Here is a 16,502-nt window from a genome sequence, read left to right on the forward strand (position 1 = left end):
GGGGTAGTAAAGAATGCCTAACAGTCAAAAGATTCGTCATTCATTATCATCTGCGCAGTCTGGTATGTGGTTTGCGCAACAATTAGATCCGCTTAATCCAATTTATAATACTGGGGAATATGTAGAAATAAACGGAAATATTCATCAAGACATTTTTGAATTAGCTGTACGTAAAGTTGTAATGGAAGCAGAAGCACTTCATGTTCGCTTCGAAGAGGATGAAATTGGCCCATGGCAAGTTATTGAAGAATCACAGTTTCATATGTATTTTATTGACGTACGTAAAGAAGAAAACCCTGAAGAAGCTGCTAAAGCATGGATGAAAAATGATCTATCTATGCCAGTCGATTTGAAAAAAGATACTTTATTTACTGAAGCACTTATTCAAGTTGAAAATAATCGTTTCTTTTGGTATCAGCGCATCCATCACATTGTGATGGATGGCTATGGATTTTCACTTCTTAGCCAAAAGGTAGCGAATGAGTATACATCACTTATAGAAGAAACAAACAAGAATGAAAAGCCATTTGGTTCTCTTGCAAAAGTTGTGCAAGAAGATATGGAGTATCGTGAGTCTAAACAATTTCAGGAAGATCGTACTTTTTGGTTAGAAAAATTTGTGGATGAACCAGAAGTTGTAAGTTTGGCAGAACGAGCACCGAGAACATCAAATGGATTTTTACGCGAAACAGCATATTTATGTAGTTCTAGTACGAAAACTTTACTAGAAGATATCAATATTTCGTTAACAAGTTGGCCGGAATTCATTGTCGCTGTAACAAGTATTTATATGCATAAATTAACAGGTGAAAATGATATTGTTTTAGGTTTACCGATGATGGGACGTCTAGGTTCTGTATCTATTCATACACCTAGTATGGTAATGAATTTAGTACCACTTCGTATTACAGTAACTCCAAATATAACTCTTGCGGAATTATTGCAGCAAGTTTCTAAAGAAATCCGAGAGGTACGTCGCCATCATAAATACCGTCATGAGGAATTAAGAAGAGACTTAAAGTTATTAGGTGAAAATCAAAGATTATTTGGACCGTTAGTGAATGTTATGCCTTTTGATTACGGGCTTAACTTTGCTGGGAATCGTGGTATTACACATAATTTATCAGCGGGACCTGTCGATGATTTATCAATAAATGTATATAAACGTTTTGATCAAAAGGAGCTAATGATTCATTTTGATGCGAATCCGGAAGTATATAATGGTGCGGAGCTAGTATTGCATAAAAAAAGATTTATGAAATTATTAGAATTAATGATAAATGCTTATCAAAAAGACGAGTCGATTGGAAAGATAAACATTATTCTTCCTGAAGAAAATCATAAAGTTTTATTGGAATGGAATGAAACTAAGGAAGCTGATAATTTAATCGCCCTACCTATACTATTTGAAAAACAAGTACAAAAAACTCCAAATAAAGTAGCAGTTACTTGTAACGGTGTAGATCTTACGTATAAAGAGTTAAATGAACGAGCGAATGAACTGGCGCATTATTTGGTAAAAGAAGGAATACGAGCAAATCAGTTTGTAGCTTTAGTATTTCCAAGGTCAACGGAAATGGTTGTTAGTATGCTAGCAGTTTTAAAGGCTGGTGCAGCGTATTTACCAATAGATCCAGAATATCCAGCTGAGCGAATAAATTATATAGTAAATGATGCAAAGCCAGTTTGTACCATAACACATTCATCTGTTTCATCTAAGATAGTTATAAAAAATGATATGAAAAAAATTGTATTAGATGACGAAGAAACAAAACTAGCATTACATACATATTCTCGTATGAATATAGCATGTAGGAATGATGTATCACTTTTAAACCCAGCCTATACAATATATACTTCAGGCTCAACCGGAAACCCAAAAGGTGTAATTGTTCCTATGAAAGCTTTAAGTAACTTTTTATTGGCCATGGACGATATGTTGTCATTACATGAAAATGATCATTTATTAGCAATTACAACATTTGCGTTTGATATTTCTGCTCTAGAAATTTATTTACCTCTTATTAGCGGTGCAAGTATAACAATTGCTCCAAAAGAGGTAATTCAAGAACCTTCGGCGTTAACGGCGCTGTTACAAGAAGAAAGAGTGACAATTATGCAAGCTACACCAACGCTCTGGCAGGCGTTAGTAACTGAATATCCAGAGAGGCTACAAGGGTTAAATGTGCTCGTTGGTGGTGAAGCTCTTCCGGCCCATTTAGCAAATACATTAAAAGAATTAGGTTGCGCTATTTCAAACTTATATGGACCAACTGAAACGACTATTTGGTCTACTGTCATGAACATCGATGAAAGGGAAAGTAGTATACCTCCTATTGGAAAGCCAATTTGGAATACAGACGTGTATGTATTAGATGCAGGTTTACAACCAGTACCACCTGGAGTAATTGGTGAATTGTATATTGCAGGGGAAGGGCTTGCAAGCGGATATTTAGGAAAACCTAAGTTAACAGCTGAACGGTTTGTTGCAAATCCTTATGGAAAACCAGGACAACGTATGTACCGTACAGGCGATCTAGTAAAATGGCGCAAAGATGGTGTTTTAGAGTACATGAGCCGCGCAGATCATCAAATTAAAATTCGTGGATTCCGAATTGAATTAGCTGAAATTGAAACGGTATTACAACGACATAAAAATATTCAACAAGCGGTAGTAATGGTACGAGAAGATCGTGCAAATGATAAACGCATCATTGCGTATATCGTTGCAGAAGAAAAGGAACCGATTAATCTTTCAGAAATTCGTTCTTATGTTTCAGAAAGTTTAGCGAATTACATGATACCATCAGCATTTGTTGTGCTAGAAGAATTACCATTAACGCCAAATGGTAAGGTGGATAGAAAGAAATTACCTGCTCCTGATTTTAATGGAATGAACAATGAGAGGGTTGCTAGAAATCCGAAAGAAGAAATATTATGTGATTTATTTGCAGAAGTACTTGGTGTTTCTCGAATTAGCATTGATGATAATTTCTTTGAAATGGGTGGACATTCACTTCTTGCATCTCGTCTAATGGCAAGAATTCGTGAAACGTTAAGTGTGGAATTAGGAATCGGGAAACTATTTGAATCACCAACAGTTGCCGAACTAGCGAAACAATTAGACTATGCAAAAAGCGCAAGACCAGCTATTCAGAAAACAAGTAGGCCAAATGAAGTTCCACTTTCATTTGCACAGCGCAGGTTATGGTTCTTAAATTGTTTAGAAGGTCCAAGTCCTACTTATAATATTCCGTTAATCATTCGTATGAATGGAATATTGAATCGGGAAGCATTACAAGGTGCTTTTTATGATGTAGTTGAGAAACATGAAACACTTAGAACAATTTTCCCTAACGTATTAGGTAGTTCCTATCAGAAAATTTTAGATATGGAAAACTTAAATTTAGAAATGGTTATAACTAATACATGTAAAGATGAATTAGAAAGTGTACTTTCAACGGCGGTAAGATATAGCTTTAACCTCGATTTTGAGCCGGCAGTTCGTTTGCAACTTTTTACAGTGAGTGAAAACGAACATGTATTATTAATTCTATTACATCATATTGTAGGTGATGGCTGGTCATTACAGCCTTTAACGAGAGATTTTACAGCGGCGTATAAAGCACGATGTCAAGGTGACAGAGTTCAGCTGGAGACACTTCCAGTTCAATACGCAGATTATGCACTTTGGCAACAGCGATTGCTAGGTGATGAAACGACACCAGAGAGTCTTATTTCAACACAATTAGATTTTTGGAAAGAAGAACTTAAAGGTTTACCAGACCAAATGGAGTTACCTACAGATTTCCAGCGTCCAATTGAGACGAGTTACCGCGGGGAAACAATTCATTTTCATATAGATGAAGGTATGCATAGTAGGTTAGTAGAGCTTGCACGTAAAAATGGAGTTAGTTTGTTTATGGTATTGCAAGCAGGGCTTAGTGCACTATTTACAAGATTAGGTGCAGGCACTGATATACCAATTGGAAGTCCGATTGCTGGAAGAAATGATGATGTACTTTCAGATATTGTTGGTTTATTTGTAAATACATTAGTGTTACGTACAAATACTTCAGGAGATCCAAGTTTTAAAGAATTATTAAATAGAGTGAAGCAGGTAAACCTTGCAGCTTATGAAAATCAAGATGTTCCATTTGAAAGGCTTGTTGAAGTATTAAATCCAGTACGTACTCGAAACAGCCACCCGTTGTTTCAAGTTATGTTAGCTTTTCAAAATACACCAGAAGCAACGTTTCATGTACCAGATTTAGAAGCGAGCCTTGAAATTCAAAGCGTCGGTTCTGCAAAATTTGATTTAACATTTGAAATTAGTGAGAGTAACGGAGTTGATGGTACTCCGAACGGTTTACATGGATTACTAGAGTTTAGTACCGATTTATATAAACGTGAAACGGTTCAAAAACTAATAGAACGATTCATTTTGTTATTAGATGATGCAGTGACAAATCCGGATCAATCCATTGGCAGATTAGAAATATTAACTTTAGCAGAGAAAAATACAGTGTTAGAAAAGTGGAATGGTGGTTTTCAAATTGCACCAGAAATGACATTGCCACAATTATTTGAAAAGCAGGTTCATATAAATCCAAATTCTATTGCTGTTGTCTTTGAAGATAAGAAATTAACTTATGAAGAGTTAAATAGAAAAGCAAATAAAATAGCTCGATTCCTAATAGCAAAAGGAATTGGTCCTGATCAACTCGTTGCTTTAGCAATGCCAAGATCATTAAATATGGTTGTAAGCTTATTAGCTGTTCTTAAAGCTGGTGCTGGATACCTACCGTTAGATCCAGATTACCCGTCAGATCGTATTTCATTTATGCTCCATGATGCGAAACCATCATGTGTTTTAACAAATTCAGAAGTAGAAATTGAATGTGATGAGGCACTAAAAGTTTTAGTTGATGATGTGAAAGTAATAGCAGAAGTTGAGAAATATAGTGAAGACAATATTGATGAAGTGGAACGAATTAACCCGTTATCCCCATCAAATATTGCTTACGTTATTTATACGTCAGGCTCAACGGGTAGACCGAAAGGCGTTATGATACCTCATCAAAATGTAGTAAGACTTTTAGGCGCAACTGATCATTGGTACCAGTTTGACGGAAACGATGTTTGGACGATGTTCCATTCTTATGCTTTTGACTTCTCGGTTTGGGAAATTTGGGGGCCTTTATTATATGGAGGGCGTCTAGTCATAGTACCGCATACTGTAAGTCGCTCGCCGAAAGAATTTTTACAACTTCTTGTTAAAGAAAAGGTAACTGTTTTAAACCAAACTCCATCAGCATTCTATCAATTGATGCAAGCAGATTGTGAAAATGAAGAGATTGGCCAAAAATTATCTTTACGATATGTTGTTTTTGGAGGCGAAACACTTGAGTTAAGTCGATTAGAAGATTGGTATAGTCGACATTCTCATAACGCACCGAAGCTTATTAATATGTACGGTATTACGGAGACAACAGTACATGTTAGTTATATTGAGTTAGATGAAACAATCGTTTCTTTACGGGCAAATAGTTTAATTGGATGCAGTATACCTGACCTTAAAGTATACGTCTTAGATAACTATTTACAACCAGTGCCACCTGGAGTAGTTGGAGAAATGTATGTTGCAGGCGCAGGGCTTGCGCGTGGATATTTAGGAAGAGCAGGATTAACGGCTGGACGCTTTATCGCAGATCCATTTGGCAAGCCAGGTACAAGAATGTATCGTACAGGAGACTTAGCTCGCTGGCGTCATGATGGGACGCTAGATTATATAGGACGTGCAGATCATCAAATAAAAATTCGTGGATTCCGAATTGAATTAGGAGAAATAGAAGCAGTTATAATGAAGCACCCTAAAGTTGAGCAAGTAGCCGTTATTGTACGGGAAGATCAACCAGGGGATAAACGGTTAGTTTCTTATATCGTTTCATCAAATAATGAAGCGATTGATACGAATGAAATGCGTCAGTTTGCTAGTGGTAGTTTACCAGATTATATGGTTCCATACGCTTTTGTAGTAGTAAATGAGTTGCCTTTAACTCCGAATGGTAAATTAGATAGAAAGGCATTGCCAGCTCCAGAATTTATCGCATCATCTTCTAGTCGTGGTCCAAGAACACCGCAAGAAGAAATGCTATGTGACTTGTTTACAGAAGTGCTAAGTGTGCCTCAAATTGGAATTGATGACGGATTCTTTGATCTTGGTGGCCATTCACTCCTTGCAGTGCAGCTTATGAGCCGCATGAAAGAGGCGCTTGGAGTGGAACTAAACATTGGTACTTTATTTGCAGCACCTACTGTTGCAGGGTTAGCTGAAAGACTTGAGATGGGGAATGGTCAAAGTGCACTTGATGTGTTGCTTCCATTACGAGCAAGCGGGGATCAATTACCACTATTTTGTGTACATCCAGCAGGTGGATTAAGTTGGTGCTATGCAGGACTTATGAAATCTTTAGGAACAGATTATCCAATCTACGGTGTACAAGCACGTGGTATTGCTAAAAATGAAGAACTTCCAAAAAGTTTAGAGGAGATGGCGGCGGATTACTTGAAACACGTTCGTGAAGTACAGCCTCATGGACCATATCGTTTATTAGGTTGGTCGCTTGGAGGAAATGTTGTGCATGCAATGGCGGCGCAAATACAAAATGAAGGGGAAGAAGTAGAATTACTCGTTATGCTTGATTCTTATCCTGGGCACTTCTTACCGAATACGGAAGCGCCTACTGAAGAGGAAGCGTTAATCGCCTTACTTGCTTTAGGCGGATATGACCCAGATAATATGGATGGTAAACCACTTACAATGGAAAGTGCAGTTGAAATCCTTCGTAAAGATGGAAGTGCATTAGCAAGTCTTGAAGAAGAGACTATATTGAACTTGAAAGAAACATATGTAAATTCAGTAGGATTGTTAGGGAAATATATACCGAAAGTTTATAACGGAGATATCTTATTCTTTAGATCTACTGTTATACCAGACTGGTTTGATCCTATTTCTCCAAATACATGGCTAAATTATTTAGACGGACAAATTGTGCAGCATGATATTGATTGTAGACATAAAGATTTATGTCAGCCAGGTCCACTTACGGAAATTGGACAAGTATTAGCGAAATATTTGCAGAATAAGAAAGGGGTAAGTACAGTATGACGAATCCATTTGAAAATGATAATTACACATATAAAGTATTAATAAATGAGGAGGGCCAGTATTCTCTCTGGCCTGTCTTTCTTGATGTACCTATTGGGTGGAATGTCGTACATGAAGAAGCTAGCAGGCACGATTGCTTACAATATGTTGAAAATAACTGGACAGATTTGAATCCAAAAATTAATCAAGCTGGTGAAAGAATAGTAGTAGGAAAACGATAATGAAAGCAAAAATAAATCCAAAAGTAGTTGTAAGTATCGTGTATATAACAGCAATGTTTATGGCTGCGATGGATGCAACAATTGTGAACGTAGCACTACAAACGATAAGTAAAGAATTACAAGTAGCTCCATCTGCAATGGGGACGGTTAATGTTGGGTATTTAGTTAGTTTAGCTGTTTTCCTTCCGATTTCTGGTTGGCTAGGAGATCGATTCGGTACGAAAAGAGTATTTTTAATTGCTCTTTTCGTATTTACAATTGCCTCTGCTTTATGCGGAATGGCTAACGATATTACTCTATTGAATATTTTCCGTATCATTCAAGGTGCTGGTGGAGGGCTTTTAACACCGGTCGGAATGGCGATGTTATTTCGAACATTTTCACCAGAGGAAAGACCGAAGATTTCCCGGTTCATTGTACTTCCAATTGCTGTAGCACCAGCAATTGGTCCTATCATCGGTGGTTTCTTTGTAGATCAAATGTCTTGGCGTTGGGCATTTTATATTAATCTACCGTTTGGAATCGTTGCATTGCTATTTGGACTTCTATTTTTAGCAGAGCATGTTGAAAAATCAGCTGGTCGATTTGATTCTCTCGGCTTTATTTTATCAGCACCAGGATTTGCGATGCTCATATATGCACTCAGCCAGGGACCATCAAAAGGGTGGATTTCTCCAGAAATTATGAGTACAGGGATAGCTGGGGTTGTATTCATTACATTGTTTATAATTGTAGAACTGAAAGTAAAGCAACCGATGTTAGATTTACGCTTATTAAAAGAACCAGTCTTTAGAAAGATGAGCCTTATATCATTATTTTCATCAGCTGGATTACTAGGAATGTTATTTGTTTTTCCGCTTATGTATCAAAATGTAATAGGGGCATCCGCACTGGAATCAGGACTTACGACATTCCCAGAGGCAATTGGATTAATGATATCGTCACAGATTGTGCCATGGTCATATAAGAAATTAGGTGCTCGTAAGGTAATTTCTATCGGGTTAATTTGTACGGCGATTATCTTTGTTTTATTAAGTTTTGTAAATCATGATACGAATCCTTGGCAAATACGGGCATTATTGTTTGGCATAGGTATTTTCTTAGGTCAGTCAGTTGGAGCAGTTCAATTTTCTGCATTTAACAATATAACGCCGCCTTCTATGGGAAGAGCAACTACTATATTTAATGTGCAAAATCGATTAGGTTCAGCGATAGGAGTTGCTGTTTTAGCTAGTATACTAGCTGGTTTTGGAAATAACAGTGCACAACATAATGCTCATTCAGATTTCTTGCCATATCAAGCGGCATTAATTGGATCAGCAATATTTTTACTCATAGCATTACTATTTTCTTTACGTATTTCCGATAAAGAGGTAATGTCAAAAAAGAAGAAAAAACCGTTACCTGTATTACAAAAAGAGAAAGAAATTGTAAATGAATAAGTTTGATAATGGTCTTTTGAAATAAAATGATATTGGTATTTAGAAGGAGAGAGTTTACATGATAGAAAGTAAAGTTGTAGATTCTATACCGATTTTGAATGAGAATGATTGTCAAATATGGTGGGGAAGAATTTCGGATTTACAATCATGGCATTACAATTTACTAAATGATGTTGAACGAGAGAAAGCAAATTCATATCATCATTCGGCAGATCGTGCTCGTTTTATAATCGGTTGTGTAATTAGTAGATTAGTTCTAGGTAAAATACTTTCTATGTCACCAGTTCAAGTGCCAATTGATAGACTGTGCTCAGTATGTAAGTTACAACATGGTAGACCACAATTACCAGAGGGTATGCCGCAGTTATCGGTTTCACATTCGGGTGAATGGGTTGTTGTTGCATTTACAAGGTCTGTACCTGTAGGCGTTGATGTTGAACAAATGAATCCAAATGTAGAAGTAATGAAAATGGCAGAAGGCGTATTAACAGACATTGAAAAAGCGCAAGTTATGAAATTATCTAATGAACAGAAAATAGAAGGTTTTTTAACATATTGGACTAGAAAAGAAGCAGTGCTAAAAGCGACAGGTAAAGGACTAATGATTCCACCAGTGGATATTATTATATCAGCTCCAAATGAACCTCCAAACTTGTTGGTTTTTAAGGATAGACAAGAGTTAGTAGAAAATACAGTGATGAGAGATTTAAGGCCAAGTGTAGATTATATGGCTTCAATTGCAATATTCAGTAAAGAAGTCACTGAAATCACACAGTTGGACGCAGTAGCGCTTTTAAATGATAAATAAGTTTAATAAAATATTTTATAGAAGAGGTGTTCCTCATGCTAGTAGCGGAAAATAGAACAAATGAATTCACTTATAATGTACAAGCAATTAAAAATATTTTATTTTCTGGAGATACATCATCTATTCATGCTTTAGAAAAGCTTTTGAATGATACTGTTCAGTTTGATGTTCTCGAACAAGAGGTACTTGATAGACAGTATATCCCGAAAGAAGCAAAGAATTTCTTTGATAAAAACGGACCATTTCTTTACCGTGTATCTCATGTTAGTTATAAAGGAAAAGTATTATCTGAAAATCTCATTTTTGCGGATACTTCATTTTTATCAAATACAATTAAGAGTGAATTAGAGAATGGAAACATTCCGGTTGAAAAACTCATAGAAAAGATGGAAGTTAGAAGAAACGTATTATATGAAGGATATCAACCTTCTGGAAATATTATTGAATTGTTTGATGGATGCTCTGTTACAGCGAATGTGTATCCAACTAGAAAATATCAAATTGTAAGTAACTGCAAATGTATATTTTATATTTGTGAAGTATATCATGCTGAGAATATAAAGGAATTACTAAATTAAAACAAGAAACCAGCCTATAAAATGGCTGGTTTCTTGTTTATTTTACAGCTTCTTTTAACTCTTTACCTGCTTTAAATGCAGGAACTTTACCAGCAGCGATCTGAATTTCTTCGCCAGTTTGTGGATTACGTCCTGTACGAGCAGATCTTTCACGCACTTCAAAAGTTCCAAAGCCGATTAATTGAACTTTATCGCCAGATTGTAATGCAGTAGCAATTGTGTCAAATACAGATTGTACAGCTGCAGAAGCATCCTTTTGAGAAATATCAGCTGATTGTGCGACATTTTTAATTAATTCTGTTTTGTTCATGTTTTCACCTCATAAAAAAATTTTTTGGAATGAATGATTTAGTATAATAGATAGTAAAGATAAAGCTATTTATATTGTTAGAAAGAATGCTATATAGTTATGTTAATTTCGTTGCAAGAAACTGAATCCCTGCTAACAATTAGGGATTAATTAAGAATTGATGCATAGAAAACGCTGTAATATGAGGATGAGGGGGAGTATACGGATGATTTTTCGTGAAAAGGATGAGAAAGAAAGTATATTAATTCGTCAACATGATCATGGTTTTTTAGCTGGAGAGATTGCAAAGCATATAAAAGAAGATTTTTTTGAAGATGATACATATTTAAAAGAGACAATTGATGCAATATATGAGCATGATAGAGGATGGATAGAACTTGATAAAGTACCAATTTTAAATGATGCTAAAAATATCCCATATACATTTATGGATTGTCCAAGTTCATTACGTTTTGTCTTTTATACGATTGGTTTGAATGAAATTGAAGATTCCAATCCATACGGAGCATTACTTTGTAGTAAGCATTTTTTATCATTTCCATTAAATGAGGAAGATGAAGAGATGATGTCATTTTATGCAGGGGAATTGGAACGACAAAAAAGAATATTGACAACGCTAACAAAAGAACAATTTGTGATGTTCGATAAACATTATAGATTATTAAAGTTTTGCGATGAACTTTCTTTATATGTCTGTATGAATAAACCAGGTGTAGAAAAGAAAGATGAAATTGATTTGTTTAAAGATGGTTTTGAAGGAACAGAAATGTTTAATAGTAAAGAGGAGAAACCAATTCAAGCTGAATGGATAGATGAGGAAACAATTCGGATTACACCGTTTCCATTTCAAACGGAATTTCATACACATGTAAAATATAAAACTATAGATAAACGTGAAATTGAAGAAAAAGGAATTGTAAAGGCTGATAGAGAATCAGAAATGAAGAAACAAACTATTCGTTTCATACAATAAGGAGGCGATTTTGATTGAAAGAGTACATGTTAAAACAAGTGGATTACCATGCTTGGGCTAATATACGATTATTCAATCGACTAAAAGAATTACCAAACTATGAGACTATTTTTACTGAACAGATACAGAGTGTATTTCCATCCATTAAGGATACGTTTGCGCATATTTATATTACAGATCAAGTGTGGTTACATATATTGCATGGTAAAAGTATGAATGAAGCAATACAAGACCGAGAAGATTTACGAAAACAAATGGAAAACAAATCGTTACATGAATTAGAAAAAATGTTTGAAAACATAGCAGATCAATATAAAGACTTTTTAAGTACAATACAAGATGTGAATGATGTATTTGTTATTGAGAATCCATATGTAGGAAAATTAGAAACTTCAATTTTAGAGTTAGTACAACATGTTGTAAATCATGGTACATATCATAGAGGAAATATAACAGCGATGATCCGTCAACTTGGTCATTCGTCGACAATGATGGATTTTGTTCTGTATTTACATATGGTTAAAAAGCAGGGAGAGTAATATAGTTTATAAGAAGGAGAGGCTTTAGTTGTAGAAGTCTCTCCTTCTATTTTATTCCGCATTAATGGTAGATCGACTGATTAAAGTTTTACTTTATTTCTTAAGAAGCTTTATTTTCTTGTAATTGTTTCGCATATTGTACAGCCTTATATGCATTGACTCTACCGTTTTTCCAGTACGTACCTGTACCACTAATTTTATCTGTAGTAGACTCAATAATTTGGCGAATTTGTGTATTGCTATATCCTTGATTTGCTAAAAGAGCAGCAACTCCTGCGACATGAGGTGTTGCCATAGATGTACCACTTAATGATTGATACGTGCTTCCTTTATATGTGGAATATATATTTGAACCTGGTGCTGCAACATCTACCCAGCTACCATAAGTAGAAAATGAAGATTTCTTATCTGATTGATCTGTAGAAGCAACTGCAATCACTTCGCTGTAATAAGCAGGGTAATTAGCTTTTGTATTTCCAGCATTTCCAGCAGCTGCAACTATAACAGAGCCTTTATTCCATGCATATTGAACGGCTTGTTGTAATGCAGTACCACCATTTGGAGCTCCTAAACTTAAACTAATTACTTTTGCACCCGAATCAGCAGCTTCTCGAATACCTTGCGCTACAGCATCGAGAGTACCACTTCCTTGATTATCTAATACGCGAACAGCATAAATGGAAGTTTGTGGGGCAACACCAGCAATTCCGACGCTGTTATTCGTAAGTGCTCCAGTAATTCCAGCGCAATGTGTACCATGACCATTACCATCATCAGATGTATTGTCGTTATCAACATAATCATGCCCGTAAATTACTTTCGAAGCCAAATCAGGGTGTGAGCCTTGAACTCCTGTATCAATAATGGCTACTTTTACACCAGGATCACTTCGTTGGCTATCCCAAGCTTGTGGAGCTTGAATCTTTTGTAATCCATATTGATTTTTAAAATAGGGGTCGTTTGGAGCCCAAAAGGCGTGAACGTAATAATTTGGTTCTGCATATTCCACATCTGGATTATTTTTATAACTCTTTATTTTTTCTTTTACAGTACCTTTTGAAAATTGAACGACTTCAAAACCTAACTTATCATCTTTAGATACGACATTAGCTCCGACAGATTTATGAAAAGATTGCACATGACTTAAAGATGCATTTTGCTTGAACTTAACGATTAATTGGTTAGGAACGTAATCAGTAGATGATGTTTCGGCGCTTGAAGTATTTGTGTTAAAGAAGAAACCACCAATAATAAATGACAAAACAGATAGGAAAACAATGATTTTGTTTTTCAAAAGATTTTTCCTCCCTTTTCTTGGATGAGTTTTTCAGCGACACTTTAATGTCGCATTCCTTTTCAACTATATAGTTAGACCATACGATTTATGACATTTATGTGAAAAACTTTTGGAGGAATAAAAAGGAGTAAACATTGATATAAATATATTTTTAATGATAGTAATAAAGTAAAAGAGGGGATGAAAAAAGGAATGCTCATCATGTATGAGTCATTCCTTTTTTCATAGATTAACTTGCCTGTTTTTTATTATTTTCTTTCAATTTCTCTGCTTGTAAAAAGCGATTCGTTTCAGCAACAACAATACCACTTAACCCGATAAGACCAATTAAGTTTGGAATCGCCATAAGTCCATTTGCAATGTCCGCAAATGTCCATACGATGCCTAATTTTAAATTCGCACCAATAGCAATCATGACAATAAAGATTGCTTTATAATATTTAACAGCACTTTCTCCAAATAAATAAGCCACGCATTTCTCACCGTAATACGACCAGCCTAAAATAGTAGAGTAGGCGAATAAAATAATTGCGATACCAAGAATCATACTACCAGCAGTACCGAATACAGATTGGAACGCAAGTGTTGTAGCTTCAACCCCAGTTTTACCGGACTTCCATGCGCCTGTAGTAATTAATACTAGCCCTGTAATTGTACATACAATAAACGTATCTAGAAAAGTACCAGTCATTGAAACCAAAGCTTGCTTTGCAGGGGAATCAGTTTTTGCAGCCGCTGCGGCAATAGGGGCACTCCCTAAACCAGCTTCGTTCGCAAATACGCCGCGCGCCATTCCAATTTGAATAGCTGATGCAACTGTTGCACCGATAAAACCACCAGCAGCTGCAGTACCATTAAACGCACCAGAAAAAATAAGTGAAAATGCTTCAGGAATTTGATCGTAGTGATAGAAAATAATGATAAGACCAGCAATGATATAAAAGAAAGCTTTAATAGGCACTACATATCCTGTTACTTTCCCGATTTTTTTCACACCGCCTAAAATAACGATAGCGATTAAAAATGACATTACTATACCAGTTAAAGCAGGAGGGAAAGAGAAATTAATTCGCATTGCCTCTGCAACTGAATTAGATTGCACCATATTACCGATACCGAAAGAAGCAGTTGTACCGAATATAGCGAATAAAATTGCAAGCCATTTCTTACCTAAACCACGTTCTAAATAGTACATTGGCCCACCTGAATATTCACCATTTTCATTACTAACACGGTATTTCACCGCAAGAATTGCTTCGGCATACTTTGTTGCCATACCGAATAAAGCAGTAATCCACATCCAAAAGATGGCACCAGGCCCACCAATCGTCACAGCAGTTGCAACGCCAGCTATATTTCCCATACCAATCGTTGCTGCCATAGCTGTCATAAGTGCTTGGAAGTGGCTAATATCTCCAGAGGAAGATGTATCTTCTGATTTTTTAAAAGCTAGTTTGTGAGCGTATAATAGTTTACTAAACTGTAAACCTTTTAAACGCACTGTGAGAATAATACCAGTACCAACGAGTAACAACAACGTTGGTAATCCCCACACATAGTGATTGATTTGTTCTAATACTTTACTTACTGTCTCCATCTTTATTCTCCTTTTTTAGAAAAAATAAAAACCACTTCAAGTAAATGAAATGGTCTCTGGAGAAACAAGGGATAGAAAAATAAACCGATACAAATCGGCATTTTCTTTCGCTTGTCTCTGTCCTTTTACCTGAGAGATTATCCACTATAGTAGCGGATTTGCTCCTTCGGTGCTCGTTTTCCTCTACGCTATTAAAGCGAGAGGGAGTCTCTCCAGAGATTCGTCCCCATGCAGTTCTACTTGTAAACAAGACCTGAGAGTTTCAAAGTCGGTTAACAACTTTTTGCCCCGTCGGTAGATCAATAGACCTTCTCCTGAATGGTTCATCCGAATTATAAAATTAATAACCTATACGAATTGAATGTGTATAGAATCAATAAAAACATTATAGATATACAATTAATGAAATGCAATCATTTTTTATTTTAAAATAGTAAAGAATTCTATTTTTTCGAAAGTCCTAATTTCTCTTCAACTTCAGTTAAAGTAGATAAAGCGATGACAATATGTTGATCTGCAAGCCCTAAAGCATGTTTAGTATTTTCTATTGTTGCACTGTTTAGAGTAGAGTTAGTGGCCCCGTCTATAATTAAATCTGCTGCGTTTTTCATAAATTTAGAAGCAGCCTTAAACTCAGTTGTGAAATAAACTAGTTGTTCTTGTATTTGTACTTCCGATATATTTTCTTTAATTTTCAATGTGTCTATTTCATTCATAATGTTTTCATATTGTTTCGAAACAGCATTCATTGTAACTAATAGTTTATTTCGGTCTACTGAATCTCCATTCGTGTTAATCTCTTCCCAGGCAGGCAACCAATCTTTTTCGATGATGTCATTATAATTAGTAGTTAATTCATCGATTTTAGGTTGTAATTTAGTTTTGAAAATTTTTGTATCCACTGTTTCTACAGTTGCTTTTTTGTTGTTATTTTTTACATTAGTAACATAGAAAATCGTACCGAAAATGATGAAAATAGAAATAACAACTGTCCATTTAGTAAAAAGTAATTTCTGCAATATGTAACGCCTCCAAAATTAAAAAACTTATAATTATAATATATAACAATAATGTTGTTTCATGTAGAGAAAATAGGTTAGAAATGATTTAAATTATATCTTTTCTATACACAAATAATTAAAGTTAGTAAAATGATAAAAGAAATATGTGAGAAAAGAGGAATTTTAGTGAAAATGAATAGAAGAAAACTAGTTTCAAATATTTCAATGACTATGCTGTTAATTAGCTTAATTGCACTCATATATTTAGACAAAGAATCTAAAATTGAAGATTTTCCAGTACCAATGTCAGCAATCCATATTAATGATGATAAGGAAGAGAATTATAAATATATAAGTATAATGCCTATTACAAAGGCAAGTGAATGGGAGAACTTAGGGGAAAACGGGCATACTGTTAGTTTTAAAAAAGGGGAGCGGAAAGTAACAGTATTACATTATCCTAATGAAATTACCTATTATTTATTTGAAAAGTAAATCGAATGATCATAGAAAATTCGTTTTTTATTAATTTATTTATGTTTTTTTTTTATCTTTTTACATATTG

Annotated in this window: 12 protein-coding genes and 1 riboswitch; of the genes, 8 read left to right on the forward strand and 4 right to left on the reverse strand. The window is 35.2% G+C overall.

Annotated elements, in window-relative coordinates:
• The first annotated feature begins 13 nt into the window (after positions 1 to 13).
• Genes AC2CGR_RS06825 through AC2CGR_RS06845 form a run of 5 tightly spaced genes read left to right on the forward strand, consistent with a single transcriptional unit; the run spans position 14 to position 10,220 of the window.
• Entirely contained in the window at positions 14 to 7,171 is a 7,158-nt protein-coding gene (locus AC2CGR_RS06825; RefSeq protein WP_484480680.1) for an amino acid adenylation domain-containing protein, read from the forward strand.
• On the forward strand, positions 7,168 to 7,392 hold the full coding sequence (locus AC2CGR_RS06830; RefSeq protein ID WP_087968048.1) for an MbtH family protein: 225 nt from the start codon (positions 7,168 to 7,170) through the stop codon (positions 7,390 to 7,392). The genes AC2CGR_RS06825 and AC2CGR_RS06830 overlap by 4 nt, the downstream gene beginning before the upstream one ends.
• Positions 7,392 to 8,834, forward strand: a complete 1,443-nt coding sequence (locus tag AC2CGR_RS06835; protein ID WP_131102103.1) for an MDR family MFS transporter — start codon at positions 7,392 to 7,394, stop codon at positions 8,832 to 8,834. The genes AC2CGR_RS06830 and AC2CGR_RS06835 overlap by 1 nt, the downstream gene beginning before the upstream one ends.
• A gap of 58 nt (positions 8,835 to 8,892) precedes the next feature.
• Positions 8,893 to 9,642 carry a 4'-phosphopantetheinyl transferase Sfp gene (gene sfp, locus AC2CGR_RS06840; protein ID WP_087968051.1) on the forward strand — a complete coding sequence of 250 codons (750 nt, stop codon included), beginning with the start codon at positions 8,893 to 8,895 and terminating at the stop codon, positions 9,640 to 9,642.
• 35 nt (positions 9,643 to 9,677) lie between these two features.
• On the forward strand, positions 9,678 to 10,220 hold the full coding sequence (locus AC2CGR_RS06845) for a chorismate pyruvate-lyase family protein (RefSeq protein WP_087968053.1): 543 nt from the start codon (positions 9,678 to 9,680) through the stop codon (positions 10,218 to 10,220).
• Positions 10,221 to 10,257: 37 nt separating this feature from the next.
• Here the strand turns inward: AC2CGR_RS06845 and AC2CGR_RS06850 are convergent, their stop codons facing one another.
• A complete protein-coding gene (locus AC2CGR_RS06850; RefSeq protein WP_001043907.1) occupies positions 10,258 to 10,530 on the reverse strand; it encodes an HU family DNA-binding protein in 273 nt (90 codons plus the stop codon).
• A gap of 205 nt (positions 10,531 to 10,735) precedes the next feature.
• Between AC2CGR_RS06850 and AC2CGR_RS06855 the strand changes: the two genes are divergently transcribed.
• Entirely contained in the window at positions 10,736 to 11,503 is a 768-nt protein-coding gene (locus AC2CGR_RS06855; protein WP_087968054.1) for a DUF3891 family protein, read from the forward strand.
• A 14-nt stretch (positions 11,504 to 11,517) separates the two neighbouring features.
• Positions 11,518 to 12,042 (forward strand): DinB family protein, encoded by a 525-nt coding sequence (locus AC2CGR_RS06860; protein ID WP_087968056.1) that lies wholly within the window; start codon positions 11,518 to 11,520, stop codon positions 12,040 to 12,042.
• 100 nt (positions 12,043 to 12,142) lie between these two features.
• On the opposite strand, the gene AC2CGR_RS06865 is transcribed toward AC2CGR_RS06860, so the two are convergent.
• The 3 genes from AC2CGR_RS06865 to AC2CGR_RS06875 all read right to left on the reverse strand — a co-directional run bounded on the left by AC2CGR_RS06865 (position 12,143) and on the right by AC2CGR_RS06875 (position 15,955).
• Entirely contained in the window at positions 12,143 to 13,336 is a 1,194-nt protein-coding gene (locus tag AC2CGR_RS06865; RefSeq protein WP_087968058.1) for a S8 family peptidase, read from the reverse strand.
• A gap of 232 nt (positions 13,337 to 13,568) precedes the next feature.
• Positions 13,569 to 14,936: an alanine/glycine:cation symporter family protein gene (locus AC2CGR_RS06870; protein WP_087968060.1), complete on the reverse strand. Its 1,368-nt coding sequence runs from the start codon at positions 14,934 to 14,936 to the stop codon at positions 13,569 to 13,571.
• A 107-nt stretch (positions 14,937 to 15,043) separates the two neighbouring features.
• A riboswitch (glycine riboswitch) is annotated at positions 15,044 to 15,162 on the reverse strand.
• Positions 15,163 to 15,379: 217 nt separating this feature from the next.
• Positions 15,380 to 15,955 carry a hypothetical protein gene (locus AC2CGR_RS06875; RefSeq protein ID WP_087968062.1) on the reverse strand — a complete coding sequence of 192 codons (576 nt, stop codon included), beginning with the start codon at positions 15,953 to 15,955 and terminating at the stop codon, positions 15,380 to 15,382.
• A 132-nt stretch (positions 15,956 to 16,087) separates the two neighbouring features.
• Here AC2CGR_RS06875 and AC2CGR_RS06880 point away from each other — a divergent pair, with 132 nt between their 5' ends.
• Entirely contained in the window at positions 16,088 to 16,432 is a 345-nt protein-coding gene (locus AC2CGR_RS06880) for a hypothetical protein (protein ID WP_270185230.1), read from the forward strand.
• Positions 16,433 to 16,502 lie beyond the last annotated feature (70 nt).

The sequence above is a fragment of the Bacillus sp. LSHTCR4 genome (genome assembly GCF_057197025.1).